Genomic DNA, 24,754 nt, shown 5'->3' with positions numbered 1-24,754 from the left:
GCCTCGCCGGACGGCAGGGGCGGAACGAGAGGCGGGTTGCGCGCGGGCGATTTTGGTATAGACGAACCGGTCAAGCTCGCGGTGTTACGCCTGTGCCACGAGCGGGGAGCCCGCCCAAAGGTATCAAGCAAGAAATGTTCAAAACCATTCTGATCGCGAACCGCGGCGAGATCGCCTGCCGGGTCATCAAGACCGCCCGCCGCATGGGAATCCGGACCGTTGCGGTCTATTCGGAAGCCGACCGCGATGCGCTTCATGTCGAGATGGCCGATGATGCCGTGCTGATCGGCCCGCCCGCCGCCGCCGAGAGCTATCTCCTGATCGACCGCATCGTCGAGGCCTGCCGCAAGACCGGCGCCGAGGCGGTGCATCCGGGCTACGGCTTCCTGTCCGAGCGCGAGGCGTTTCCGCGGGCGCTGGCCGAGGCTGGCATCGTCTTCATCGGCCCCAACCCCGGCGCCATCGCCGCGATGGGCGACAAGATCGAATCGAAGAAGGCGGCCGCCAAGGCCAAGGTCTCGACCGTGCCAGGCTTCCTCGGCGTCATCGAGGACGACAAGCATGCCGTGCGCATCGCCGACGAGATCGGCTATCCCGTCATGATCAAGGCCTCCGCCGGCGGCGGCGGCAAGGGCATGCGCATCGCGCATTCGACCGCCGAGGTGGCCGAGGGCTTCAACCTCGCCAAGGCCGAGGCCAAGGCCTCGTTCGGCGACGACCGCGTCTTCATCGAGAAGTTCATCGTCGATCCCCGCCACATCGAGATCCAGGTGCTCGGTGACAAGCATGGCAACGTGATCTATCTCGGCGAGCGCGAGTGCTCGATCCAGCGCCGCAATCAGAAGGTCATCGAGGAGGCGCCGTCGCCGCTGCTCGACGAGGAGACGCGGCGCAAGATGGGCGAGCAGGCGGTCGCGCTCGCCAAGGCCGTGAACTACGACTCCGCCGGCACCGTGGAGTTCGTCGCCGGCCAGGACAAGAGCTTCTACTTCCTGGAGATGAACACCCGCCTGCAGGTCGAGCATCCCGTCACCGAGCTCGTCACCGGCATCGATCTCGTCGAGCAGATGATCCGCGTCGCCGCCGGCGAGAAGCTCGCGCTTGCGCAGAAGGACGTCGCGCTGACCGGCTGGGCGGTGGAGTCGCGCGTCTATGCGGAAGATCCGTTCCGCAGCTTCCTGCCCTCGATCGGGCGCCTCGTGAAGTATCGCCCGCCGGCCGAGAGCAAGGCGGACGGCATCACCGTGCGCAACGACACCGGCGTGCAGGAGGGCGGCGAGATCTCGATCTACTACGATCCGATGATCGCCAAGCTGGTCACCCATGCGCCGTCGCGGGCTGCCGCGATCGAGGCGCAGTCGACCGCGCTCGATGCGTTCTATGTTGACGGCATCCGCCACAACATCCCGTTCCTGTCGGCGCTGATGAACCATCCGCGCTGGCGCGAGGGAAGGCTGTCGACCGGTTTCATCGCCGAAGAGTTTCCCAAGGGCTTCGCCGCGCGTGCGCCGGAAGGCGAGATCGCGCGCCGGCTTGCGGCGGTGGGCGCCGCGATCGACCACGTGCTCGGCGAGCGCAAGCGGCAGATCTCGCAGCAGATGATCGGCCGGCCCGTGAAGCGGCAGGGCCGCCGCGCGGTGTGGCTCGGACGCGACGAGATCCTGCTCGACATCACCAGGGAGAACGGCGCGATCACGGTTCGCTTCGTCGGGGCCGACGGCAAGGTCGGCCCGGCGCATCAGTTGGTGTCGGACTGGAAACCGGGCGATGCGGTCTGGCACGGCACCATCGATGGCGCTGCCATCGCGGTGCAGACGCGCCTCATTGCGAACGGCGTGCGGCTCGCGCATCAGGGCGTTGAAGCGCCGGTCTACGTCTACACGGAAGCCGAGGCGACCGCGGCGCGGCTGATGCCGGTCGTCGCCGCCGGCGACAGCGGCAAGAAGCTGTTGTGCCCGATGCCCGGCCTCGTGGTCTCGATCGCCGTGACCGAAGGGCAGGAGGTCAAGGCCGGCGAGACGCTCGCCGTGGTCGAAGCCATGAAGATGCAGAACGTGCTGCGCGCCGAGCAGGACGGTACGGTGAAGAAGATCCACGCGACAGCCGGCGCTACGCTTGCGGTGGACGCGCTGATCTTGGAGTTTGCGTAAGCAGCAGTCATCGTCATTGCGAGCGCAGCGACGCAATCCAGAGCTCGACAGATAGCTCTGGAATGCTTCGTCGCTTCGCTCCTCGCAATGACGGGAAAGAGGGGGCGAGGATGACCTTCCGTGCACGCAGAGAGGCGCTCCGTGCGATCCTCGCCGGCGATCGCTGCATCCATCCGGGCTCGGTGTACGACGCGATCTCGATCCGCATCGCCGAAGATCTCGGCTTTGAGCTCGGCATGTTCGGCGGTTCGGCTGCCTCGCTCGCCGTCCTCGGCGATCCCGACATCGCGCTGATCACGTTGACCGAGTTGGCGGAGCAGATGCGGCGGATGTCGCGCGCCGCCGCGCTGCCGGTGCTGGTCGATGCCGATCACGGCTATGGCAATGCGATGAACGTGCGCCGCACGGTGCAGGAGCTGGAGGCGGCCGGTGCCGCGGGTCTCACCATCGAGGATACGCTGCTGCCGCAGGCTTTTGGCGAGGCGAAGCCGCAGTTGGTCTCGCTTGCCGAAGGGGTCGGCAAGGTGAAGGCGGCGCTCGACGGCCGAGGCGATCCCGCGCTGGTCATTCTGGGACGAACGGGGGCCGTCTCCATCGCCTCGCTCGACGACGCGATCGTGCGCGCCAAGGCCTACGAGGCCTGCGGCGTCGACGGCCTGTTCTTCACTGGCATCACCTCGCGCGATCAGCTCGATGCAATTGCGGCAGTCACCACATTGCCGATCGTGCTCGGTGGCGCGCCGGAGGAGATGTCCGATCTCGGCTATCTCGCCTCGCGCCGCGTCCGCGTCGCGCTGCAGGGCCATGCGCCGATCGCGGCCGCGACGCAGGCGGTGTATGAGACGCTGAAGGCGCTGCGCGAGGGCGCCTCGCCGAAGCAGCTCAAGGGGCTGCCTTCGGCCGAACTGACCGCGCGCGTCATGCGCGATGGCGACGTGAAGAAGAGACTTCGCGAGTTCCTGGGGCTTGGTTCATGATCGGTCGCGCCATCGTCCACGTCACGGTCCGCGGCCGCGTCCAGGGCGTCGGCTACCGCGCCTGGGTCGAGGATCAGGCCATCCTCAACGGCCTCGAAGGCTGGGTCCGCAACCGCAGCGACCGCAGCGTCGAGGCGGTCTTCGCCGGTCCCGCCGACGACGTCGCGGCGATGGTCACGGCCTGCCGCAAAGGGCCGCCGGCTGCGCGTGTCGACGACGTGATCGACGTCGCCGGGACGGTCGATCAGCTCGCATTGCGTCGGCCCGGCGAATCGTTCTCGGTGCTGCAGACGGCGTAGTTGTCTTCCGTTGCCGACTACCGATCGTGCACATTTGTCGGCTTTCTGTTCTGGACGGCTTTGGTCCTGCTGCAGGTGCATTTCACCCGCGGTGCACCGTAGAGCGGCCGCTGTCGCTCACCCAGCCGAGATCACCAGCGCCTGTATGCGGCCCTCGATCGGTCCGTCGCCGAACCGGCGCGCCAGCGCGTTCGCGGCCGCCTGCGTGACGGCTGCGAGGCCGGGCGTGCCGCGCGCTTCGATCTCGCCGCGCATCGGCGTGCCCTGGCAGAACGCCATTGCCGACTGATGTGGCGAGGCGGCGCGGCTGCGATGTGCAACCGTCTCGATCACGATATCGGTGAAGCCTGCTGCTGTCAGATCGGCCTCGATCCGCCCGGTGTCGTAGTAGCCGTGCGGAGTCCGGGTGAAGAACTGCGGCGGGTTTTCGGGGAACACCTGCTGCAACGTCTCGTGAACGACGTGAGGGATTTCGTTCTCCTCGATCCGGTCCCAGACATTGAAGACGAAACGTCCTCCGGGCCTGAGCACGCGGCGGGCCTCAGCATAACCCTTGACGCGATCGGGGAAGAACATCGCGCCGAACTGACATGCGACGGCATCGAAGCTCGCGTCGGCAAAGGGCAGGGCCAGCGCATCCGCTTGACGAAATGCGATGCGGCTCTCGGTGGCGAGATGCGTCTTCGCCTGTGCGAGCATCGGCTCGTTGAGGTCGGTGGCGGTGATCCGGACCTCCGGCGGCAGTTGCGCGTGCAGCGCCCTCGTGACCACGCCGGTGCCCGCCGCCGTCTCCAGCACGTCGCGCGGCAGGCAGGCCGCGATGCGCCGCGCAAGATCCTGCGCGTAGGGCACGAAGATCAAGGGCACCAACAGTTGATCGTAGATCTGCGGGATCGATCCGGTGAAAGCCTTGTCGGATGCCGTCATGGCTTGCTCCTGTTGCAGATGGGGCAGGCGGGGATCAGGCGGTCTCGGCGCGCGCAAGAGGGGCGCTGTAACATCCGTCTTGCCAGCCACCCGCCCGGTTCAAATAAGACGCCCTTGACATTCACTCTCTACGGTCAGATATTTCTGTCATGACAGAAACACCAGGCAATCGGAAGCTTCCTCCCGCCGTCGAGCGCTTCATCCTCAACTGGGGCGACATGGGCGACCAGTGGGGTGTGAACCGCTCGGTGAGCCAGATCCACGGCCTGCTGTATCTCGCCGAGAAGCCGATGACGGCGGAGGACATTGCCGACACGCTCGGCATGGCCCGCTCCAATGTCTCGAACTCGCTGAAGGAGCTGCTCGCCTGGGGCTTGATCCGGCGCGTGCCGATCCTCGGCGACCGCCGCGATCATTTCGAGGCCGAGACCGACATCTGGGAGGTGGCGCAGCGGATCGCGGCCGGCCGCAAGGAACGCGAGATCGATCCGGCCATCGCGGCGCTGCGCGCCTGCGTCGCGGAAGCGACCGGCGATCCCACGATCAGCGCGGTCGCAGCCAAGCGTCTGAAGGACATGCTGGCGTTCACCGAGCTGATCGACCGCTGGTACGTGCAGATGCTGAAGGTGCCGCGGCCGCGTCTCGTCGCGCTGATCAAGCTCGGCGAGAAGATTGCAAATCTGTTGCCGTCGGGAAGGTCCAGGTCCGGCAGCGCTTGAGGAGAGTGGAGGGCGTCATGGTCACCATGCGACATCTCGGACTTTCAACGTCCTCCAGCGCCCGGCTCCATGATGATCACAGGTTCCGCGCGCTGCTGTCCGCCGAAGACTGGGGACGACTGCCGGTGTCGATCTGGCGCCGCTTCTCCAAGAAACTCGCCGACGGCGCCACCGTCGTCTATGTCGGCGAGGTCGATCAGGCCGAGATCAGCCGTGCCGGCTTCTGGTTCGCGCATCTGGCACGGCTGATCGGCGGGCCGCTGCCGACGCGCGCGGACATCGGTGTGCCGATGATCGTCGCGGTGACGGAGGACGCGGCGAGAGGCGGTCAGATCTGGACACGCATTTGCGGGCGCCCGCATGGCTTCCCGCAGGTGATCCATTCCGCCAAGCGCTTCGCCGGTCCAACGGGGCTCGAGGAATATCTCGGCTGGGGCCTTAGCATGAGCCTGCGTGTCGGCGTCGCCGATGGGGCGCTTCATTTCCATAGCGCCGGCTACACGTTCGACTTCGCGGGCCGGCGCTGGGCGCTGCCGGCATGGCTCACGCTCGGCGACCTCACCGTCACCCATTCCGATCTCGGCAGCGGCGTCTTTCGCTTCTCGCTCGAGATCACCCACCCGCGCTTCGGGCGCATCATCCGCCAGAGCGCCGTGTTCCGGGAGTCCACACCATGACGCCGCTGCTCTGGTCCCTGATCGCGCTGCAGATCGTGATGGGCGTGTTCGACACCTTCTATCACCATGAGTTCACCGAGCGCCTGGCGTGGCGGCCGTCGCAGCAGGGCGAGCTCAAGCTGCACGGTATCCGCAACGTGCTCTATGCGCTGCTGTTCGCCGTCCTCGGCTGGTGCGAGGTGCATGGATTGTTCGCAATCCTCGTGCTCGCGGTGCTCGTGGCCGAGATCGCCATCACCTTGACCGATTTCGTCGAGGAGGATCTGACGCGCAGGCTCCCACCGAGCGAGCGTATCAATCACACGCTGCTCGCCATCAACTACGGCGCGATCCTGATGCTGCTGGTGCCGCTGCTGATCGGCTGGGCGACGCGGCCTTCTGCGATCGGGCCGGCCTATGCGGGCGTGCTGAGCTGGATTGCTGCCGCGGCCGCGGTTGGCGCTGCTCTGTGCGGTCTGCGCGACTTCACCGCGGCACGGCGCCTGGCGCGGATGTCACAGCCCGATGCCGCCGCGCTGGTCGCGGCGCTGCCGCCGGCGCAGACCATTCTCGTCACCGGTGCGACCGGCTTCATCGGCACGCGGCTGGCGGCGAGTCTCACCGCGGCCGGCCATCATGTCGTCGCCCTGGTGCGCGACCCGGCCAAGGCCGCAATGTTGCCGGCGCCGCTGACGTTGATCACCAGTCTCGATCAGCTCGCCTCCGCCATCCGCATCGACGCGATCGTCAATCTCGCCGGCGAGCCGATCGGCAACGCACCGTGGACGGCGGCCAAGCGCGCGACGATCCTGCAGTCGCGGCTGGCTACGACGGAAGCCGTCGTCTCTCTGATTGCTCGGCTCGACCGCAAGCCGAATGTATTGGTCAACGGCTCGGCGATCGGCTGGTACGGCCTGTGGCAGGACCAGCCGCTGACCGAATCCGCCAAGTCGCATGCCTGCTTCAGTCATGACCTCTGCGACGCCTGGGAGCAGGCGGCTCGCGGTGCCGAAGCACATGGCGTCCGCGTCGCATTGCTGCGGATCGGTCTCGTCGTCGGCCGCGACGGCGGCTTCCTGGCGCGGATGCTGACGCCGTTCGAATTCGGCCTGGGCGGGCCATTCGGCTCCGGCCTGCAATGGATGTCCTGGATCGAGCGCGACGACCTGATCCGGCTGATCGCGCATGTCGTTGCGACCGACAGCATCACCGGTCCCATCAACGCGACGGCGCCGCTGCCAGTGCGCAACCTCGCCTTCGCCGCCGAGCTCGCGCGCTGCCTGCGGCGCCCGGCGCTGCTGCGCGTTCCCGCCGGCCTGCTGCGCCGGATCGGCGGCGACCTCGCCGAGGAGCTTTTGCTCGGCGGCCAGCGCGTGGTGCCGAACAAGGCGTTGTCGAGCGGTTTCGTGTTCCGCCATCAGAGCCTGCGCAGCGCGCTCGAAGCCATCCTGTGAGCGGCCGAAAGCGTCACGATTGCTCGGCGCGCGTCATCGTCGCCGATGGCAACTCGCCGAACGTGGCGCGATAGTAGCGGGCGAAGTGTCCGGCATTGGCAAAGTTGCAGGCGGCGGCCGCCGCCGCAACCGTGACGGCCGGATCTCCGGACCGCAGCATCTCGTGGGCGCGCCGCAGGCGCACCGACTTGGCAAAGGCCATCGGCGAATAGCCGCGCACGCGCTCGAACAGACGGAAGATCGAGCGGGCGCTGACGCCGGCTTCGCGCGCAAGGCGCTCGATCGTGATCGGCTCGCGCCAGTTGGCCTCGATGTAATCTTCGAGCCGCTTGACCAGGCCGAAATCCGGCATCGGAGAGGGATCCAGGAGCGTGTCGCGGAAACGATGACGGCTCGCGCAGAGGAAGGCGACATGCACCGCATCCTCCAGCTCGCGATAGACCGCAGCGGGGAACGCCGCATCCTGCTCGTTCAGCTGGGTCGTCAGGAAATCGAGCAGCCGCATCAGGCTGCGGGCCTGCGGATCGGCAGCCGGAATGCCGGGGGCGATCGCAAAGTCGGCGCGCGGCTGCACGCCGACCAGCGCCGTCAGGCGCCGCCGCAGCGCTTGCGGATCGAGCCGCAAAGTGAGGCGTCGATGGCCACCCTGGCACGCCATCTGCCATGGCACGCCAGCCGGCGCGACGGCGAACTGATGCTCGTTGACGTCGGTCGCCTCGCCGCGGGCGCAACTGACCGCGCGTCCCTTCAGGGCGATCTGCACCCTGATGAAGTCGGCCGCACGATGGTCGCAGACCATGTCGCAGGTCGTGGTGCCAAAGGCGAGGCCGATGGTCTCAAGTTCGATCAGGTTGACGATCGCCTCGAAGCGCTCGGCGTTCCTGAAGTCGACGCGCTCGGCGCCGAGCCGGCGCCCCGCGAGGTCGCGCAGCACGTCGGCGTTGGAGGTTCGGATCAGCGCGTGGCGATGTAACGGTTCGAGGCCGGTCGCGCCGGTCGAGGCCGGGCTCGGCTTTGCTGGGGCGCTGACGAGGTCAGCTGCGGTCAAGAGACGGTTCAAGCCGCTGCTCCTGAGCTCCGATCATCAACCCATGCTACATCAGGCTCCGCGGGCGTCAATTACTTCGACATCGCGGCGCTTCGGAAGGCCGCGGCCAGCGTGCGCAAGGCCGCGCGCTTGGCCGCGTCTCCTGCCTTTGCATGCAGCATCACCTTGGAACGGCCGAGCTTGGGCAGGCCGAGATCCGGTCCGACATCGATCAGTCCGCTCGGCGCGATCCGGCGGGCCAGCGGCGCAACCGCAAGACCGGCGCGCGCGGCCGCCGCAACGGCCGTCACCCCGCCGCCGACGAACGTCTCGCTGAAGCTGATTCGGGCGCGCTCGAGAGCGCGGACCGCGATGCTGCGCACGCCGCAGGGCGGCGCGAGCGTGGCGAGCGGCAGCGTGCCGCCCGCCGGCAGACGAAATCTGGGAGCTGCGAACCAGCCGAACTCGTCCGTGATCAACGCCTCGCCACCGCGGCGGCTCGCCTCCTGGCGGACGATCACGGCGTCGAGCTTGCCGGCATCGTAGCGGTCGAGCAGGTCGCGCGAGAAGCCGATGCTGACCGACAGGACGAGGTCCGCCGTGGCAGCATGGAGCTGCTCGAGCATCGGCACCAGCTCGGGGCCGGCGACGTGATCGCTGATCCCCAACGACAGCAGCGGCCGGATGCTGGGGGCTCCGGTGAGCGCGAGGTCATGCGCGGCAACCAGCGCGCGGGCGTTCTCGGCGAAAGCCGCGCCGTCGGCGGTGAGCCGGACCGCGCGCGGCGAACGCTCGACCAGCCGCTTTCCGAGCAGCGCTTCCAGTCGCTGCAGCTTCAGGCTGACCGCGGCCTGGGTGGTGCCGAGCGTCTCGGCCGCCCGCGTGAAGCTGTGCAGCTCGCTCACCAGCAGAAAGGCGCGGACGGTCGCGATGTCGAGCGTGGCGGTCATATGCGTCTGTTATCATTGATATCCATATCGATAACGTACCAAAATGGGCGGCGTGGGGCTAGCTTTGCTCTCGAAGCGCAGTCACGCGCTCGAGACCGGGAGCCAAAAATGCCATTGATCAACATCGTCTATGCCAGCCAGCGTCGCTCGCCCGCGCTGAAGAAGGACATTGCGGACGCCGTCACCGAACTGACCGCACGCATCCTGCGCAAGGATCCCAAGGTCACCGCCGTCATCGTCTCGGAAGCGGATGCCGCGGACTGGTTCGCCGGCGGCGCCGCGCTGGCGGAGCAGGGGCTTTCAAGCTATTGGATCGACGTTCACGTCAGCGAGGGCACCAATACCAAGGACGAGAAGGCCGCCTATCTCGCCGCGGTGTTCGCGCGCATGGCCGAGCTGATCGGACCGCTGCATCACGAGACCTACCTTCATGTCGACGAGGTCAAGGCGGACGCCTACGGCTTCGGCGGCTTGAGCCAGGAGCGCCGCTATGTCGCGGCGAAGCTCGACGTGCCGCCGCAGCGGGGCACCGCGTGAAGCTCAGGCCGTCTCCGGCTGCGCGACGCTGACGGCGCCGAACACGCTCTCGAACGCCTGCCGGAGCGCGATGTCGACATCGGCGAGCGTCACCGGCAGGCCGAGATCGACCAGGCTGGTGACGCCGTAGCGCGGATCGGTCACGCCGCAGGGCACGATGGCCTGAAAGTGCGACAGGTCCGGCTCGACATTGATGGCGATGCCGTGAAAGGTGACCCAGCGCTTCAGCCGCACGCCGATCGCGGCGATCTTGTCCTCATGGCCCTCGCCCTTGTCGGGCCGTTTGACCCAGACACCGACGCGATCCTCGCGCCGCTCGCCGCGCACGTTGAAGGCGTCGAGGGTTCGGATGATCGTCTCCTCGAGCGCGGCGACATAGGCGCGTACGTCGGGGCGCCGCCGCTTCAGGTCGAGCATGACATAGGCCACCCGCTGGCCGGGCCCATGATAGGTGACCTGGCCGCCACGGCCGGTCGGCACCAGCGGAAAGCGCGGATCGCGCAGGTCTTCCGCCTTGCCCGACGTACCGGAGGTGTAGACCGGCGGGTGTTCGAGCAGCCAGACCATCTCCGCGGCCTCGTTGGCGGCGATCGCCGCCGCCCGCGCCTCCATGAATTCGGTGGCCTGGGCGTAGTCGACCAGCGAATCGGAGATGCACCACGCCACGGCGTTGCCGGGGGGGCCCGCAAAGGTGGTCAGGTCGAGTGTTTGGCGGCTGTTAACCATTGGCTAACCACAACATGGTGATGTCTGGGCAACGAAAATCCAGTCGTGACTTCGGTGGTCCTGCAGTGTCAACCCTCGATAAAGTGACAGTCGACCTGATGGTCGTTCTCGGCACCTGCTCCATGCCCATCCACCAGGTTCTGCGCCTGTCCCGCGGCGCCATCATCGAGCTGGACGCCACCGAGGCCGACGACGTCAAGGTGCTCGCCAACAACCTGCCGATCGCCAACGGGGTCGTGCTGGTCGACCGCAACCGCATCGCGGTCGAGGTCAAGCAGATGCTGCCGCGCTCGCCGACGCCGACGTCGCGATAGCGGCCCCGGGCGGCGCGAAAACCATCCACAATCCGGTATTTTAGGGCAGGGCGGGCCTTGTCCCCCCGACATCGATTTGATACACGGGCGCCACTGATCCGGTGCCGCCCTTCCTCTGGCCCCGGCTTCTTCTTCGCGCTCGTGGCGGAATTGGTAGACGCGCTGCCTTGAGGTGGCAGTGGGTAACACCGTGGGGGTTCGAGTCCCTCCGAGCGCACCATAAATCCTCGTTTAATCCTTGAAATCCTTGAACTTTTTTCTGTATGTTGCCTGGGAATGTTACCGATCGTTCCCGCGGGGCGTTGCTGTCCTGTTTTCTGCGACGGGCTTGAGAAAATCCTCCGATGACAGGCTCTGGTCGAACGCGACCACCTCGTCCATTCCGCTGATGCCAGGCTTCTCACGGTTGGCTTGGGCGATGTCGTGAGCCGGCATTTCGGGGTCTCGATGCTGGTACACGACGCGCCGACGAAGGGCCGTTCTTCGGCTACCCGTTTGCTTTCCGCGGCAAGAAGGCGTTGGTGCTGAAGGTCCGGTTCTGTGACGGCAATGGGGGGCGTCTGTTCACCAAACGCATCGACCAGGGCGGCTTCGTGTGGCGCTGCGGGCACCAGTCATGTCACGATGAGCTTGGATCACCCTTCTTTCGAAGTGCGAGCTTCAGGGCGACGCCCCCAATTCTCGAATCCTCGATCCATAGTCGACCATCATAGAGACTGGTCAGGTCGCGGGCAATCGCCAGACCGAGCCCAGTGCCCGGCTTCGCGTCGTCAAGTCTCGTGCCCACGTCGAATACGCGCATTCGCTCTTCGACCGGAATGCCGGGCCCGTCGTCCTCCACCGTGATCAAGACGGTGCTGTCGAGATCCTCGATCGAAATCACGACGCGGTCATGTGCCCATTTTGCCGCATTGTCGAGCAGGTTGCCGATGAGTTCGGTCAGATCGTTCGTATCGCAGGCAACGACGACGTCGGCTGCTCCTTCGACTTCGAACCGCCGGTCGTGCCCCGGGCTGAATCGCGAGTAGGTATTGATGACGCTCCTCAATACGTCTGCGACGACCGCAAACGTACCTGCATTCGCGATCGTGGAGGCCTTTGCGCGCGCCGTCTGGTAGTCGATGAGCAGCGCCATTCGCGAGCACTGCTCCGACAGAATCTGAGCGTGGCTCTCCTGACCGGATGCTTTGAGCCGTGCTGCCTCCTCGTCGAGAATTGCCAGAGGCGTCTTCAGCGCGTGTGCAAAACTTCCTGCGAGCACGCGAGCGCGATCGACCATGTTGAGATTTGCCGCAATCATTCCGTTCAACTCGGTGACGAGCGGCATGATTTCCTCCGGCAGGTCCTCAGGCAGCCGCGTGGTCTTGCCGCTGCGCACGTCCACGATGGCGCGACTCATGCGCTGGAGCGGCCGCAGGCCGTAAACGACTTGAGCGTAGGCGGTGCCAACCATGGCGAGGGCCATGATACCCAGCGTCGCGATCAGCGTCAGATTGAGGTGCTGCATCTCGTCACTGATCAGTCGCTCGTCGGCACCGACACGGATTTCGACGGGTTGCCCGAGACGAGACGGCTCGCTGATGTTTCGGACCATGCGCATCGGCCCAGTCGGTCCCTCCACATTCGTAAGCGCCGTGGAGGGAGGCAGGGAACCCTCGCGAGTCTGATCGGGCGTGAATGAAAGAGAAAGGTCATCCTGTAGCGACGGCGAACGCGCGGTTTCGCCGTTCTGCAGGATGACCTGCCAATACATTCCGGACCTGGCAGGGGAGAAACGCGGATCGCTCAGATTGCGGGCGATGAATAGCCGCTGCGTTGCGTCGATTTCCACGAGGTCGGCGAGCTCGCGGGCGTGATCCAGGAGGTCATGATCGAAGTGGGCCACGACGACACGGCGAATGACGATCGAGAGTCCGAGCCCGCTGGCGAACAAGACGATGGAAATCCAGATCGCGGCGACCACGATCATGCGGGCTCGGAAGTTGCGGCTGAACATTGCTCTATCCGAAGCGATATCCCATGCCTCTGACGGTGCGAATGCAATCACGCCCCAGCTTTCTCCTGAGCCGGGCAATGTAGACTTCGACCGTATTGGAGTCGCGATGGTCGCTGCTCGGATAGATGTGCTCCAGTAGCTCGGTCTGCGACACGATATGATCGGCGCGGCGCATGAGGAGCTCGAGGACGCGCAACTCGAGTGCAGTCAGGTCGACGATCTGCCCGTCCTTCTTGACCAGGCCAGCCGCCGCGTTGAATTCGATCTGCCGGAGGCGGAGCACGGCCTCCGGTCTGCTGGAGACCCGACGGAGCAGCGATTTGACCCGCGCGACCAGCTCCTGCGCCTTGAAGGGCTTTTCGAGATAGTCGTCCGCGCCAGCGTTCAGGCCGTTGACACGCTCGGCCCAGCCGCTGCGGGCCGACAGGATCAGCACCGGCAGCGTGTGCCCGGTATGACGCCAGCGTTGCAGCACGTCGAGGCCCGAAATGCACGGCAGGCCGAGGTCGAGGACCGCGGCATCATAGGGCTGGCTGTTGCCCAGCATCCAGCCCTGCTTGCCATCGGTGGCGAGATCCGCCTCGAAACCGGCATCGGCCAAGCTTTCCCTGATGCGCTCCGCGTAGACGGGCTCGTCCTCTATGAGCAGAATGCGCATTGCCATTCCTCCGGTTGCCGAACGGGTTCCGACGATGATGACACGCGGATCGGGCCCTCGAACGTTATGGATTGATTCCGAGCTCTCTGGCTGCGTCAGCTATGCGCGTGCGCTCCGGGACGTCCTCCGCGAAGACCGACAGTGCGCGTTGCAGCGACTGTTTCGCCGCTTCGACCTCGCCCAGCACGACCCGCGAGCGGATCAACTTGATCCAGCCTTCTACATCGCGCGGTGATTGTTCGAGGCGGCTTGCAAGGCCATCCACCATGCCGCGGATCATGAGGTTGCGGTCCTGTGTGGACATGCTTTCGGCCTTGCGGATGTCCTCGGCGCGGGGGCCGCGCGGCTCCGCCGGCTCGGTCGCGGCGGTCTTGCCGGAGCGCAGGAGCTCCTGCATGCGCTCGGCGGACAGGTTCGGTCGGGCAGGCGATGGCGAGCCGTCATCCTCCCCGAGCTCGCGACGAAGCGCGCCGAGCCGCTGCTTGAGATCGGGCAGCCACGGCTCGTTCGGATCGGCCTCCGATACGATCGCCGTCCAGTCGGCCATCGCACCCCGTTTGTCGCCCTCCTGCTCTTTCACGACGCCGATGAAGAAGCGGGCGCGCGCGTCCTTGGGATCCAGTTTGAGTGCTTCGTCGAAATCCGCGCGGGCTTCGGACGTGACGGTGCCGTCCGCGGCCCGCACCAGCGCTTCGCCGCGTGCGCTGCGGTATTCGGCCGAGCCCGGCCGCAGCTCCATTGCGCGCGCATAGGCCTGTGCCGCCTCGGCAAAGCGCTCGATGTTGAACAGCGACCAGCCCAGCAGCCGCCATCCGTCGGCGTCCTTGGGATTCCGCTCCAGTCTGGTCTGCACACGCTGGATCATCTCTTCGACCGGCGGCAGTCCGCTGCCCTGCTGCGGTCGGTCGCGACCGTCCTGGCTGGTCATCTGCTCCAGCGAGGCAATGGCCCGGGTGCCGGCGTCGGATCGCGCCTCGCCAACCGACCTCGCCGTCGTGCTGCTGGCGGTCTGGCCCGGCGCGGCTGCGGGGACATCCGGATTTCCGATGACCGCGTACAGGATGACGGAGCCGAACACCACCGTCATCGTGACGACGGCGAGCGCAAATTTTCGTTCGGAGCTGGTGAGGGAGGGTGCCGGCGGCTGTTCGGCGGCGGCTGCGGCGAGAATGCGCCGCTTGATCTCGCTGGCCGCGTTCTCGCCATCCGACTTGTCGATCAAGCCCCGTGCGGTTTCGTTCTCGATCTCGCGGAGCTGATCGTGGTGGACGGCGAGTCCCTGAGCCGAAGCCAACCGTCTCCGCTCGTAGTTGCGGATGAAGGGCGTCGATATCAGCACGGCGGCCACGGAAATCATCGCCGTCAGGATCAGCCATAGCATCATGAAGGGCTCCGTCGATCGAGGATCGCCTCGATGGCTTTGAGTTCGTCGGCGCTGAGCGGAGCGACGTGCTCCGCTCCGAGCGCGGTCGCATTGGCTGCCGCGCGGCGCACGTAGCGGCCGAAGCCGACGATGGCCGCCAGCAGCGCCAGGAGCGGGCCGATCCACAGCGGGATCGTATTCCACTGCAAGGGAGGCTTGAGCAGGACGAAGTTGCCGTAGCGTGCGACCAGGAAGTCCACCGCCTGCCGGTCGCTGTCGCCGGCCTGCAGGCGGTCGCGCAACAGAACCCTCAGATCATGCGCCAATGGAGCGTTCGAATCGTCGATGCTTTGATTCTGACAAACGACGCAGCGCAACTCCTGGCCCAGCGCGCGCGCACGGGCCTCCAGCCCCTCATCCCGTAGCATTTCGTCCGGAAGCACCGCACGGGACGGCGACAAGGTCGCCGTCAGCACGAGCGAGCTGACGAGCAGCGCTCCGGTTAATCCCTTCATCCGCCGGCAGCTCATGACTCGCTCCTGAGTGCCTTCAGCAGAGGTTCGAAATCGTCACGCCATACATCTTCGGTCAGCGGGCCGGGATAGCGGTAGCGGATGCGGCCGGCCCGATCGATCACGAAGGTTTCGGGAACGCCGGTCACGCCGAGGTCGATGCCGGCCCGGCCGGACTCATCGGAGCCGACACGGGCATAGGGACTGCCATGCTTGGCAAGCCAGCGTTTGCCGTCGTTCCGATCGTCCTTCCAGTTCAGTCCGTAGATCGGGATGGCGGAGCTCTCCGCGAGCTTGAGCAGCATCGGGTGCTCGACGCGGCATCCGGGACACCAGGATGCGAACACGTTGAGCAGGACCACATCGCCCTGCAGATCGGTACTGGCAAGACCGCCGCCCTTGCCGTCGAGCGACGCGAGCTGGAAGCGCGGCGTCGGCTTGTCGATCAGGGTCGAGGGCATTCGCCGCGGATCGTTGGTCAGGCTGAAAGCCAATCCAGCGGCCAGTGCGGCGAAGGCCACGAGAGGTATGAGATAGGGTAGGCGCGGCATATCTCGTCCTATTCAGCAGGAACGGCAGTCGGTACGGCCAGCATCGCCCGTCGTGGAGCACCGACACGAAATCTCCGGTCGGCCAGCGAGATGAAGCCGCCGCAAGCCATCATCAGTGCGCCGATCCAGACCAGCGGCACCAGAGGGTGATAGTAGCAGCGCACCGCCCACGCGCCTTTGTCGTCGGGGTCGCCGAGCGTCACATAGACGTTCCAGATCAGGTTGGTTCGAATGCCGGCGGCGGTCGTCTGCTGCTGTCTGACGGGATAGAAGCGGCGCTCGCTGGAAAGCTGCGTGAACGGCTTTCCGTTCCGCGTGATGTCGAAGGAGCCACGCTCGGCTTCGTAGTTGGGGCCCGGAAATTTTCCGATCGAGCGCAACTTGATGTCATAGCCCGCGAGCTGCAGGCTCTGGCCCGGCCGCAGCATCTGCACCTTCTCGGAGGCCCACGCGGTCATTCCGGTAATGCCTGCGACGGTGACGCCCATTCCCGCATGGGCCAGCACCAGGCCGTAGACCGCGAGCGGGGTGGTGCGCGCGAGGTTGAGCGAGGTCGCCAAGGGAGTCGTCGTGCCGAGGCGGACGCGATGAGCCAGCACCATCAACGAGCCGATCACGAGCCAGACGGCGATGCCGAAGAAGAATGCGACCAGGAAACGCTGTCCGAACGTCGCGACGAGGATTGCGACGGTGACGAATGCTGCAAGCCCCCCGGCCAGGCGGAGCCGTTGCAGCGCCGCAACGAGGAGATCGCGCTTCCATTTCAGAACCGGGCCGATCACCATGGCAAGCAGCAGCGGAACCATGATCGGAACGAACGTCAAGTTGTAGTAGGGAGGGCCGACCGAGATCTTGTCGTTCCCGAGCATGTCGACGAGGAGCGGGTAGAACGTGCCGAGAAACACGGTGGCCACGGCTGCGGTGAGCAGCACATTGTTGAGGACGAGGCCGCTCTCGCGGCTGACCGCTGCAAACAGCGCGCCGTGCTTCAGGCTTGGCGCCCGGATCGCATACAGCGTCAATGCCCCGCCGGTCGCCACCAGGATCAGCGCCAGGATGAATGCGCCACGCGACGGGTCCTGTGCGAAGGCATGAACGCTGGTGAGCACGCCGGACCTCACCAGGAAAGTCCCGATCAGGCTCAATGAGAAGGTCACGATCCCCAGCAGGATCGTCCAGCTCTGGAGGGCGCTCCGACGCTCGACCACAAGGGCGGAATGCAGCAGCGCAGTCCCCGCAAGCCACGGCATGAAGGAGGCGTTCTCGACGGGGTCCCAGAACCACCAGCCGCCCCAGCCGAGCGTGTAGTACGCCCATGCGCTGCCCAGCGTGATTCCAATCGTGAGAAAGCACCAGGCGGCGAGCACCCACGGTCGAACCCAGCGGGCCCAGCTGGCATCGACCTTTCCCTCGATCAACGCGGCGACCGAGAACGAGAACGCCATCGAGAAGCCGACGTAACCCAGGTACAGAAATGGTGGATGAAAGGCGAGGCCGGGATCCTGCAGAATCGGATTCAGTCCGTTGCCTTCGAGGGGAGCATCGACCAGCCGCGCGAACGGATTCGAGGTCGAGACGATGAACGCCAGAAAGCCGAGACCGATCATGCCGTGCACGCCGAGAACGTTGCTCTGCAGCCGCTCGGGAAGGTTCGTTCCGAACAATGCTACTGCCGCGCCGAACAAGGAGAGGATCAGGACCCACAGCAGCATGGATCCCTCATGGTTTCCCCAGACTCCGGAGACCTTGTAGAGCAGCGGCTTCAGCGTGTGCGAGTTCGCTGCGACGACCTGGACTGAAAAGTCGGAGTGGACGAACAGCGACGTCAGGCACGCGAATGCGATCGCGACGAAGAGAAACTGAGTCAGGGCAGCGTGACGAACGAAGCCGGCGATCATCGCGGATTGGCGACGCAGCGCTGCGAACGGAACGATCGACTGTACCAGCGACACGATGAGCGCGAGAATGAGCGCAAACGATCCGGCCTCCGCTGTCATGTAGTATCTCCGACTGCAGCGGATATTCCTGCAGCTAACTATCAAGTGTCTGTGATGCGTCGACAATCAATGCGCCGAATGAGGCATCATTCGTACGGAATGATGATGATCCATCGACGCGCATCGTCGTGAAATTGCAACTCATTCTCACTCGCTGCCGGAGATCGGTATCACCGGTCGTCTCGGCACGGAGCGTTGTGTTCGTTGGTAAATAGCGGTCGAATCGTCTGCGGCGCCATGGAACAGCGAACGCTGCGTCGACCGCATGATGGGCAGGAAGGTGAAACGAGATCGGCTGCTATTCCAGAAGCTTGGCAATATCGCTGTGACCGCTGGCGGCGGCGATGTCCGTGGCACGTTCGCGCCGCTTGTTCCTCAATTGCTTTTCGGCGCCGGCGGCGAGAAGGCTCTGCGCAATGCCGATGTCTCCCTCATGGGCCGCCATCATCAACGCGCTCATGCCCTGGCCGTTGCGCGCGTTCGGATCGGCCTTGCGCCTGAGAAGTTCACCGACGACATCGGCAAGGCCGGCGCGCGCAGCGAGGATGAGAGCGGTATTTCCGCCTCTTGTCGCGCGTTTCGGATCGGCGCCGTGGTCCAACAGAAGCAGCGAGGCCGCGGCGCTGCGGCCTTCGATTGCATTCAGCAACGGCGTCTTGTCGTCGGCGTCAGCGCGGTTGACGTCCGCACCTGCGCGGATCAGTTGTCCGATCGCTTGCGTATTGCCATTGCCGGCCGCGTGCCAAAGTGCGGTGCGGCCCTGCCCATCGGCGGCGTTGAGGTCGGATCTCTGAACGAGTTGCCGATCGAGCGGGCCATTGGTGCACGACGCGACCGCGATCATGAGTGGGGTCCGGCCGTCTGCCAACGGAGGCAGGCTGCCGGAAGCGCCGTCGAGGAGCGCGGCGATAGCGGCACCATTGCAGCGGCTGAGTGCCATCAGTAGTGCAGTCGCGCCATCCGCACGCGCTGCAGATGGGTCGGCCGCCTTTGTCAGCAGCAATTTGATGATGTCTCCATGATCCTTGTCCGCTGCCAGCATCAACGGCGTGTCGCCGCGCCGGTTGCCGGTGTTCGGGTTGGCTCCCGAGGCGAGCAGGAGCTCCACCAGCCGAAGATGCCCGGCGGCCGCGGCGATCGCCAGAGGCGTATCGCCGTCCTGGTTGACCGCGTTGACGTCAGCCTTCGCAGCGATGAGCTGGCGCATCGGATCGAGCTGGCCGCGCAGGGCAGCGTCGATGATGGCCGGATGGCCGTTTCGCATTGCGGCCTGCGCATCGAGCGTCGGCGCGGGCCTGCGCGCAGTTTCCCGCTCCGGCTCCCTGGCGCGCGGGCGCGCGTTTCGATTGGCCGTATCGGCCAGCAACTGCTCGGCGGGCTGATAACCGGCCGCAGCCGATTTACGCAGCCAATCCCGCGCCCGGTCGGGATCGGCGGGCGTTCCGCGTCCTGCGAGCCACATCGCTGCGACATTGTACTGTGCCTTGACGTGTCCTTTCCTTGCACTTGCCTCCATCCATTTGAACGCCAGCGCGTCGTCTGATTTGGTGCCGAGGCCGGCGCGGTAGAGTGATGCAAGGCGGTACTGCGCCTCTGGATCCCCGGCGACGGCCGCGCGCTCGAGCAGCTTCAGTGCTTCCTCGGGACGTCCGGCCCGGATTGCCGCGTCCGCAGCCTGGCTCGTGCCGGGGACTTCGGAGCTCGCGCCCGCTGGATTGCCGCCCAGCACCGCCGTGTCGCCGGCCAGGGCGACCGATGGTACGGTCAAGCTGACGAGACAGATCAGCGGGAGGATGACAGGAGAGGATTTATGCCGTGCCATACTTCGTCTCGACCTCGATACCCATGCTCTTCAGGAACGCCGTCGGCAGAATGCCGCCGACGCACACGATGACGGCATCGTTTCGGATCGTGCTCGTCCTACCATCGGCATCGATCTCGACGTCGTCACCGCCAACTCGTTTGACTGACGAATTGTACATGACGTGGAGCCGTCCCGATTGGGCGGCTGCTTCCGTCCGTTGACGGTTCTTCAGTTTGGCGCGACTGAACGAGTCGCTGCGATGGGAGAGAGTCACCGTCGTTCCGGGCTCGTCGGCGATGGAGCAGGCGGCTTCCAGCGCGGCGTCGCCGCCACCGACGACGAGCACGTGCTGGCCGCGATACTGTTCGGGGTCGATCAGTCGATAGACGACCTTGGTCTGCTCTTCGCCCGGGACGTCCAGCTTGCGCGGTGTTCCGCGTCGTCCGATTGCCAAGAGCACCGCATGCGTTCTGTAGCTGCTGCAGTTCGTCTTGACGTCGAAGCCATCGCCGACGCGGGCGACCGCTTCGACGCGCTCGCCGACGTTCACCTTGAGGCGGGACTTGTGCACGATGCTCATGAAGAAGGCGATCAGCTGCTCCTTGCTGAGCTCTCTGAAGTTGAATTTACCTGCGAGCGGCAGCGTGAAGGGAGCGGTCATCACCAGCTTGCCGCGGGGGAAGTGCGCGACGGTGCCGCCGAGCGAGTCCTGTTCGAGGGTGACGAAGCGCAGCCGATGCTGCAGGCAGGCGAGACTGGCGGAGAGTCCGGCCGGACCGCAGCCGACGATCACGACGTCGAGCATGTCCGACTTGCCGATGTTCTTGATCTTGCGGACGGAGTCGATTGCCTGGCGTCCCTGCTCGATGGCGTTTCGCACCAGCCCCATCCCGCCGAGCTCCCCCGCGATGAAGATGCCGGGCACATTGGTCTGAAACGCCTCGTCCACGTTTGGAATGTCAATGCCGCGCGTTTCGGTGCCAAACACCAGCGTGATGGCATTCACGGGACACACCGCCTTGCAGGCGCCGTGTCCAATGCAATGCGATGGCTCGACGAGCGCCGCCTTGCCGCCGATCAGGCCGAGAATGTCGCCCTCCGGACACGCCCTGACGCATGAGCCACAGCCGATGCACAAGGCAGGATCGATGATGGGGTGGAGCGATGCCGGTTCGAGAAGACCGGCGTCCTTGGCGGCCGAGAGCTTCGCGACGCTCTTTATTTCTTTACGCTTGCGCACGGCCATGTAGGTGGCCCAGACGCCGAGCATCGGCGCGGCGTAGACGATCAGGAGATCGAGCGCCATGTCCTCTCTTTCCCCTTCTTAAGTCCTGACAGTAGGTGGCAGCAGGTGCCGGCTGTGGTGGCCGCCCGGAAAGGTCGGCCGCATCGCTAGATGCAAATTCGTCTCAACAGATGCCGACATAGAAATTCCAGAATGATTTGTAGTTTTGCGGACAAGGAGTAGTTCATTCGTTGAACAGATGCCGTCGGCGGAAATATGGCTCGCACTGATCTCACACGAATGATGTCAGTGCCGGAGGACGCAACAGTTATTTGCAAGTGGTTATCAGGAGGGAATCTCTCGACTGAGATCCGGAGATCCGCAGGCAAGCCGGACATTCGCCCATCCGGCATTTGGGTTTCACAGGAAGCGTCGAGAACATGAGCAGAACAGCAGTCGTTCGCGCGAACGGCGATCCTCTTCGAGGAACCATCCCGGTCATCGTCACACTTCTCGTTGTCGCAGCGATCGGCATCGGATGGCTGCAGAAGGAGGAGGAGTATATTACGCCGGGATCGGGGACCGGCTACTGGCTCGGAATATACGGCAGCGTCGCGATGCTATCGTTGCTGGCCTATTCGATGCGCAAGCGCTTCAAGTCGCTCCGCGGGATCGGCTCGGTGCCATTCTGGTTCAAAACGCACATGCTGCTGGGCGTCGTTGGCCCCGTGCTGATCCTGTTTCATGCCAACTTCAAGCTGGGAGCACTCAACAGCAACGTGGCATTCTTTGCCATGTTGATCGTTGCGATCAGCGGCGTGATCGGCCGGTATATCTACGGCAAGATCCACATGGGTCTTCATGGTGGAAGGGCGCGCATCAAGGAGCTGCTTGCGGAAGCCGAGGCGATGAGGATGGAGCTCGGTCAGGAGATGCAGGCAGCGTCATTCGTGTCGCGAGAGTTGGCTGCCTTCAGCAAGGGGCTCGACAACAGGGTGCCGAGAACTGCGCTGGGGAGCCTGCGGACGGGGGCGATCATCGCGGCGCGGACGAGGCGGCTGCGTGCCAACGTGGTTGCGGAAGCGCGCCGGCTCATTCGCGCCGAAGCCAAGCGTGCGCGATGGTCGTGGTTCGAGCGGCGACGGCGCGAGAAGCGAATCGAAGAAGTCGTGCGGAGGTACACCGCTGCGGTGCGGAAGGCCGCAGAACTGACATTTTTCGAACGGCTATTTTCGCTGTGGCACGTTCTGCATCTGCCGCTGTTTTTTCTCATGCTGCTGGCGGGTTTCGTTCATGTCTGGGCCGTCCATCACTATTGACGGAGTTTCGTGATGAGGTGGCGCCTAGCGGCGGTTGTCGCTGTCATGGTCGGTGTTGCGCTGCTGTCGGCCGGGCTTCGAGCGCAGACGTTGCTTGAAAAACTGGTCATGCCGGGCCCGCTGGCCGAGAAGCATGCCAAGCTCGAAAGCGAATGCGGAAAGTGCCACGAAGCCTTCACGCGGAAGGCGCAGTCGGGCCTCTGCCTCGATTGCCACAAGGAGATTGCAGTCGATCGCAGGCAGCATGAGCGCCTGCATGGGCGCGAGCAGGCGGCGCTGACCCAGGAGTGCAGGCAGTGTCACACCGACCACAAGGGGCGTGGAACCGACATCGTCCAGCTCGACAAGGAAACATTCAACCACGACATGACGAACTACAGGCTGGTCGATGCGCACAAGAACGTTCCTTGTGCTGGATGTCATGTCGCGAAGGTGAAGTTCCGCAACACACCCTCGACCTGCTTCGAGTGTCACAAGGCGCTCGATCCTCATCGCGGCCGGCTCGGTGAGCGCTGCGAGAACTGCCACACGGCGGTGAAATGGCGCGCGACCAAGGAATTCGATCACACGAAGACCAGGTTTCCCCTCGTGGGCGCCCACAAGTCGGTCGCTTGTGCAACGTGCCACTCCGGCCAGCAGTACAAGGATCTGCAGACGTCGTGCGGCTCATGCCACCGTCTTCAAGACGTCCATGCCGGCCGCTTCGGCGACAAGTGCGAGACGTGTCACGATCAGGAGAAGTGGAAGACGGTCCGCTTCAATCACGACAAGACCCGCTTCCCGTTGCGAAATGCGCATGCCAAGGTGAAGTGTGAGAGCTGCCATACGGGTGATCTCTATCGGGACAAGCTCGCGACGTCATGCGTGTCCTGTCACCGCAAGCAGGACCCGCATCAGGGTAAGCTCGGCGAACGTTGCGAGACCTGCCATAGCGATGCGGGCTGGCGGAAGAGGCTCTCCTTCGATCACGAGATTACGCGTTTTCCGTTGATAGGTCTGCACAAGTCGGTGCCTTGCGAGGAGTGCCACCGGACGCCGACCTACAAGAATACGCCGATGGCCTGTGAGAGCTGCCACAAGGATTTCCACCAGGGGAAGCTCGGAGGACGGTGCGCCAGTTGTCACAATCCGAATGGGTGGCGGCTGTGGCGCTTTGATCACGCGCGGCAGACACGATTCCCGCTGGTTGGTGGCCACCAGAAGATCACATGCGAGGCCTGCCACAAGGCCAAGTCGCCGCCGGATCTGAAGTTGCCGATGGATTGCTTCAGCTGTCATCGCAGCTCGGACGTGCACAATGGCACCTTCGGTCAGACGTGCGAGCGCTGCCATGTCGCAACGGGATGGCGCAACGTTCAGATCAGGAACTGATTCGGACGGCTGCGCTGGCCGCATCGGTCGTCCGACATCGTGTCGAGCTGACATCGGCTCGCAACAGCTATCAGTTCGCCTGCAGGTCAACGGTTTGCGCGATGCGCTTGCGAGAACCTCGTGAGCGAAGGACGCCAGAAACATTACCACCATTCAGCTTGAGTTCAGCTTGGCCCAGTTTTGGGCCAGCTTTGCCGGTCTATGAAGCCCTGTGTTGGGCGTGACGCTGCGTGATCTGGCTGATGACTTGGTCGCCGCCGATCAACGTAGCGCTCGATTGAAAGGGCCGGGGGCGTTCCGAGTGTTCGGTAGCTGGGAAGGCATGCTGCCGGGCCGTTTGGGGAGGAAATCCGCAGGAGTGTCTTGGGTTTGTTGGGGCGACCGGCGAGCAGCGGGCCGCTCAGGGGTTTCGGCTGGATTCGGGGTGACCGGTCTCCGTTGAATATTCGGATGGCGATCGAGTCGAGAGTGAAGATCGGGAGTTTGAGTTGAGCAGCTGCTACAGCAAGCGGGGGCTGTTGGCGCAAGCATCGCACTATGTGGCGCGGTGGTTGCTTGCCGGTATGCTGCTCGCTCTGGCGCTGGCAGGGCACGCTGCTGCGCAGAGTTCATTCGATCATGTCTCGACCGGGTTTCCGCTGACCGGAAGCCATGTTGGAGTGGAGTGCTCGTCCTGCCACGTCGGTGGGCGGTTCAAGGGCACGCAGACGCAGTGCGCCAGTTGCCACAACGGCGCTCAGACGGCCGGCATGTCGGTCAACCATCCGATGACCACGAGGCGCTGTGAGAGCTGCCATCAGACTTCGACATGGAAGGACGTTCGGGCGATCGATCATACCCAGGCGAAAGCGTCGTGTACGACCTGCCACAACGGCGTGATGGCACGGGGCAAGTCGAAGAACCACATCACGACGGCGGCGCCATGCGATGTGTGCCACAGGTCGACGGCGAGTTTCCGCATCAGAATGAAGATGGACCACGCCGGCATCGTCGCCGGTTGCGCCAACTGCCACAACGGGACGACGGCGCGCGGCAAGTCCAGCAATCATCTCCAGACCAATCTGCCGTGCGAGTCCTGTCACACCAGCACGGCCAGCTTCGGTGGCGCGGCGTTCAAGCATGCGGCGACCGACACCAACTGCGCGACCTGCCACAACGGCAAGACCGCGATGGGCATGACGACGCCGCCGCACATCCCGACCGGGACGCTGCAGTGCTCGAA

Annotated in this window: 22 protein-coding genes, 1 tRNA gene and 2 pseudogenes; 13 read left to right on the top strand and 12 right to left on the bottom strand. The window is 64.9% G+C overall.

Annotation, left to right across the window (positions count from 1 at the left end; all coding sequences use genetic code 11):
• The first annotated feature begins 134 nt into the window (after window positions 1-134).
• From QX132_RS25540 to QX132_RS25530, 3 genes are all read left to right on the top strand, one after another.
• Entirely contained in the window at window positions 135-2,150 is a 2,016-nt protein-coding gene (locus QX132_RS25540) for an acetyl/propionyl/methylcrotonyl-CoA carboxylase subunit alpha (protein ID WP_316163189.1), read from the top strand.
• Window positions 2,151-2,260: 110 nt separating this feature from the next.
• On the top strand, window positions 2,261-3,127 hold the full coding sequence (locus tag QX132_RS25535; RefSeq protein WP_316163188.1) for an isocitrate lyase/PEP mutase family protein: 867 nt from the start codon (window positions 2,261-2,263) through the stop codon (window positions 3,125-3,127).
• Entirely contained in the window at window positions 3,124-3,426 is a 303-nt protein-coding gene (locus QX132_RS25530; RefSeq protein WP_315737684.1) for an acylphosphatase, read from the top strand. The genes QX132_RS25535 and QX132_RS25530 overlap by 4 nt, the downstream gene beginning before the upstream one ends.
• A gap of 117 nt (window positions 3,427-3,543) precedes the next feature.
• Here QX132_RS25530 and QX132_RS25525 read toward each other — a convergent pair whose 3' ends face one another.
• Window positions 3,544-4,353: a class I SAM-dependent methyltransferase gene (locus QX132_RS25525; protein WP_316163187.1), complete on the bottom strand. Its 810-nt coding sequence runs from the start codon at window positions 4,351-4,353 to the stop codon at window positions 3,544-3,546.
• Window positions 4,354-4,502: 149 nt separating this feature from the next.
• Between QX132_RS25525 and QX132_RS25520 the strand changes: the two genes are divergently transcribed.
• From QX132_RS25520 to QX132_RS25510, 3 genes are read left to right on the top strand one after another with little or no spacing between them, the layout of a single operon-like run.
• Window positions 4,503-5,072 carry a GbsR/MarR family transcriptional regulator gene (locus QX132_RS25520; protein WP_315780954.1) on the top strand — a complete coding sequence of 190 codons (570 nt, stop codon included), beginning with the start codon at window positions 4,503-4,505 and terminating at the stop codon, window positions 5,070-5,072.
• Between the two features lie 17 nt (window positions 5,073-5,089).
• Window positions 5,090-5,749 carry a DUF4166 domain-containing protein gene (locus tag QX132_RS25515; RefSeq protein WP_316163186.1) on the top strand — a complete coding sequence of 220 codons (660 nt, stop codon included), beginning with the start codon at window positions 5,090-5,092 and terminating at the stop codon, window positions 5,747-5,749.
• Complete coding sequence (locus tag QX132_RS25510; protein WP_316163185.1) at window positions 5,746-7,182, top strand: TIGR01777 family oxidoreductase; 1,437 nt, start codon at window positions 5,746-5,748, stop codon at window positions 7,180-7,182. Before QX132_RS25515 ends, QX132_RS25510 begins: the two co-directional genes overlap by 4 nt.
• 13 nt (window positions 7,183-7,195) lie before the next feature.
• Here QX132_RS25510 and QX132_RS25505 read toward each other — a convergent pair whose 3' ends face one another.
• Entirely contained in the window at window positions 7,196-8,242 is a 1,047-nt protein-coding gene (locus QX132_RS25505) for an AraC family transcriptional regulator (RefSeq protein WP_316163184.1), read from the bottom strand.
• A 59-nt stretch (window positions 8,243-8,301) separates the two neighbouring features.
• The gene (locus tag QX132_RS25500) at window positions 8,302-9,159 is read right to left on the bottom strand and encodes a LysR family transcriptional regulator (RefSeq protein WP_316163183.1); all 858 of its coding nucleotides are present in this window, start codon (window positions 9,157-9,159) and stop codon (window positions 8,302-8,304) included.
• Window positions 9,160-9,267: 108 nt separating this feature from the next.
• Between QX132_RS25500 and QX132_RS25495 the strand changes: the two genes are divergently transcribed.
• A complete protein-coding gene (locus QX132_RS25495; RefSeq protein ID WP_315754372.1) occupies window positions 9,268-9,696 on the top strand; it encodes a 4-oxalocrotonate tautomerase family protein in 429 nt (142 codons plus the stop codon).
• Window positions 9,697-9,699: 3 nt separating this feature from the next.
• Here the strand turns inward: QX132_RS25495 and lipB are convergent, their stop codons facing one another.
• Window positions 9,700-10,422 (bottom strand): lipoyl(octanoyl) transferase LipB, encoded by a 723-nt coding sequence (gene lipB / locus QX132_RS25490; RefSeq protein ID WP_316163182.1) that lies wholly within the window; start codon window positions 10,420-10,422, stop codon window positions 9,700-9,702.
• Between the two features lie 65 nt (window positions 10,423-10,487).
• On the opposite strand from lipB, the gene QX132_RS25485 reads away from it, so the two are divergent.
• From QX132_RS25485 to QX132_RS33075, 3 genes and pseudogenes are all read left to right on the top strand, one after another.
• Window positions 10,488-10,736 carry a FliM/FliN family flagellar motor switch protein gene (locus tag QX132_RS25485; RefSeq protein ID WP_315717718.1) on the top strand — a complete coding sequence of 83 codons (249 nt, stop codon included), beginning with the start codon at window positions 10,488-10,490 and terminating at the stop codon, window positions 10,734-10,736.
• Window positions 10,737-10,871: 135 nt separating this feature from the next.
• Window positions 10,872-10,956, top strand: a tRNA-Leu gene (locus QX132_RS25480).
• A 259-nt stretch (window positions 10,957-11,215) separates the two neighbouring features.
• Window positions 11,216-11,449 (top strand): annotated as a pseudogene (locus QX132_RS33075) (hypothetical protein); the annotation flags it as partial.
• Here the strand turns inward: QX132_RS33075 and QX132_RS25475 are convergent.
• The 8 genes from QX132_RS25475 to QX132_RS25440 form a co-directional block, all read right to left on the bottom strand.
• Window positions 11,356-12,732 (bottom strand): HAMP domain-containing sensor histidine kinase, encoded by a 1,377-nt coding sequence (locus QX132_RS25475; protein WP_316163181.1) that lies wholly within the window; start codon window positions 12,730-12,732, stop codon window positions 11,356-11,358. The pseudogene QX132_RS33075 and the gene QX132_RS25475 overlap by 94 nt on opposite strands.
• Before the next feature lie 4 nt (window positions 12,733-12,736).
• The gene (locus tag QX132_RS25470) at window positions 12,737-13,390 is read right to left on the bottom strand and encodes a response regulator transcription factor (protein WP_315737693.1); all 654 of its coding nucleotides are present in this window, start codon (window positions 13,388-13,390) and stop codon (window positions 12,737-12,739) included.
• A 64-nt stretch (window positions 13,391-13,454) separates the two neighbouring features.
• Window positions 13,455-14,771 carry a c-type cytochrome biogenesis protein CcmI gene (gene ccmI, locus QX132_RS25465; protein ID WP_315811620.1) on the bottom strand — a complete coding sequence of 439 codons (1,317 nt, stop codon included), beginning with the start codon at window positions 14,769-14,771 and terminating at the stop codon, window positions 13,455-13,457.
• Window positions 14,771-15,283 (bottom strand): cytochrome c-type biogenesis protein, encoded by a 513-nt coding sequence (locus QX132_RS25460; protein WP_316163180.1) that lies wholly within the window; start codon window positions 15,281-15,283, stop codon window positions 14,771-14,773. Before QX132_RS25460 ends, ccmI begins: the two co-directional genes overlap by 1 nt.
• A complete protein-coding gene (locus QX132_RS25455; RefSeq protein ID WP_315737696.1) occupies window positions 15,280-15,816 on the bottom strand; it encodes a DsbE family thiol:disulfide interchange protein in 537 nt (178 codons plus the stop codon). Before QX132_RS25455 ends, QX132_RS25460 begins: the two co-directional genes overlap by 4 nt.
• Window positions 15,817-15,824: 8 nt before the next feature.
• Complete coding sequence (locus tag QX132_RS25450) at window positions 15,825-17,813, bottom strand: heme lyase CcmF/NrfE family subunit (RefSeq protein ID WP_316163179.1); 1,989 nt, start codon at window positions 17,811-17,813, stop codon at window positions 15,825-15,827.
• Window positions 17,814-18,111: 298 nt separating this feature from the next.
• Window positions 18,112-19,635: an ankyrin repeat domain-containing protein gene (locus QX132_RS25445; RefSeq protein WP_316163178.1), complete on the bottom strand. Its 1,524-nt coding sequence runs from the start codon at window positions 19,633-19,635 to the stop codon at window positions 18,112-18,114.
• A complete protein-coding gene (locus tag QX132_RS25440; protein WP_316163177.1) occupies window positions 19,622-20,863 on the bottom strand; it encodes an NAD(P)-binding domain-containing protein in 1,242 nt (413 codons plus the stop codon). Before QX132_RS25440 ends, QX132_RS25445 begins: the two co-directional genes overlap by 14 nt.
• Window positions 20,864-21,255: 392 nt before the next feature.
• On the opposite strand from QX132_RS25440, the gene QX132_RS25435 reads away from it, so the two are divergent.
• From QX132_RS25435 to QX132_RS25425, 3 genes and pseudogenes are all read left to right on the top strand, one after another.
• Window positions 21,256-22,161 (top strand): pyridine nucleotide-disulfide oxidoreductase, encoded by a 906-nt coding sequence (locus QX132_RS25435; RefSeq protein ID WP_315737700.1) that lies wholly within the window; start codon window positions 21,256-21,258, stop codon window positions 22,159-22,161.
• 12 nt (window positions 22,162-22,173) lie between these two features.
• Window positions 22,174-23,532: a cytochrome c3 family protein gene (locus tag QX132_RS25430; protein WP_316163176.1), complete on the top strand. Its 1,359-nt coding sequence runs from the start codon at window positions 22,174-22,176 to the stop codon at window positions 23,530-23,532.
• A gap of 488 nt (window positions 23,533-24,020) precedes the next feature.
• Window positions 24,021-24,754 (top strand): annotated as a pseudogene (locus QX132_RS25425) (cytochrome c3 family protein); the annotation flags it as partial.

The sequence above is a fragment of the Bradyrhizobium sp. SZCCHNRI20481 genome (assembly GCF_032485055.1).
Taxonomy (GTDB): domain Bacteria; phylum Pseudomonadota; class Alphaproteobacteria; order Rhizobiales; family Xanthobacteraceae; genus Bradyrhizobium.
Note: the sequence above shows the minus strand (reverse complement) of the source record. Positions and strands in the feature narration are given on the sequence as shown.

What these genes read in the sequence shown, in the direction of transcription:
- QX132_RS25440 (WP_316163177.1), bottom strand. Translation starts at nt 20,863, where the DNA reads ATGGCCGTGCGCAAGCGTAAAGAAATAAAGAGCGTCGCGAAGCTCTCG.
- QX132_RS25500 (WP_316163183.1), bottom strand. Translation starts at nt 9,159, where the DNA reads ATGACCGCCACGCTCGACATCGCGACCGTCCGCGCCTTTCTGCTGGTG.
- QX132_RS25460 (WP_316163180.1), bottom strand. Translation starts at nt 15,283, where the DNA reads ATGAGCTGCCGGCGGATGAAGGGATTAACCGGAGCGCTGCTCGTCAGC.
- QX132_RS25530 (WP_315737684.1), top strand. Translation starts at nt 3,124, where the DNA reads ATGATCGGTCGCGCCATCGTCCACGTCACGGTCCGCGGCCGCGTCCAG.
- QX132_RS25540 (WP_316163189.1), top strand. Translation starts at nt 135, where the DNA reads ATGTTCAAAACCATTCTGATCGCGAACCGCGGCGAGATCGCCTGCCGG.
- QX132_RS25535 (WP_316163188.1), top strand. Translation starts at nt 2,261, where the DNA reads ATGACCTTCCGTGCACGCAGAGAGGCGCTCCGTGCGATCCTCGCCGGC.
- ccmI (WP_315811620.1), bottom strand. Translation starts at nt 14,771, where the DNA reads ATGCTATGGCTGATCCTGACGGCGATGATTTCCGTGGCCGCCGTGCTG.
- QX132_RS25520 (WP_315780954.1), top strand. Translation starts at nt 4,503, where the DNA reads ATGACAGAAACACCAGGCAATCGGAAGCTTCCTCCCGCCGTCGAGCGC.
- QX132_RS25510 (WP_316163185.1), top strand. Translation starts at nt 5,746, where the DNA reads ATGACGCCGCTGCTCTGGTCCCTGATCGCGCTGCAGATCGTGATGGGC.
- QX132_RS25470 (WP_315737693.1), bottom strand. Translation starts at nt 13,390, where the DNA reads ATGCGCATTCTGCTCATAGAGGACGAGCCCGTCTACGCGGAGCGCATC.
- QX132_RS25445 (WP_316163178.1), bottom strand. Translation starts at nt 19,635, where the DNA reads ATGGCACGGCATAAATCCTCTCCTGTCATCCTCCCGCTGATCTGTCTC.
- QX132_RS25475 (WP_316163181.1), bottom strand. Translation starts at nt 12,732, where the DNA reads ATGTTCAGCCGCAACTTCCGAGCCCGCATGATCGTGGTCGCCGCGATC.
- lipB (WP_316163182.1), bottom strand. Translation starts at nt 10,422, where the DNA reads ATGGTTAACAGCCGCCAAACACTCGACCTGACCACCTTTGCGGGCCCC.
- QX132_RS25495 (WP_315754372.1), top strand. Translation starts at nt 9,268, where the DNA reads ATGCCATTGATCAACATCGTCTATGCCAGCCAGCGTCGCTCGCCCGCG.
- QX132_RS25430 (WP_316163176.1), top strand. Translation starts at nt 22,174, where the DNA reads ATGAGGTGGCGCCTAGCGGCGGTTGTCGCTGTCATGGTCGGTGTTGCG.
- QX132_RS25525 (WP_316163187.1), bottom strand. Translation starts at nt 4,353, where the DNA reads ATGACGGCATCCGACAAGGCTTTCACCGGATCGATCCCGCAGATCTAC.
- QX132_RS25450 (WP_316163179.1), bottom strand. Translation starts at nt 17,813, where the DNA reads ATGACAGCGGAGGCCGGATCGTTTGCGCTCATTCTCGCGCTCATCGTG.
- QX132_RS25455 (WP_315737696.1), bottom strand. Translation starts at nt 15,816, where the DNA reads ATGCCGCGCCTACCCTATCTCATACCTCTCGTGGCCTTCGCCGCACTG.
- QX132_RS25515 (WP_316163186.1), top strand. Translation starts at nt 5,090, where the DNA reads ATGGTCACCATGCGACATCTCGGACTTTCAACGTCCTCCAGCGCCCGG.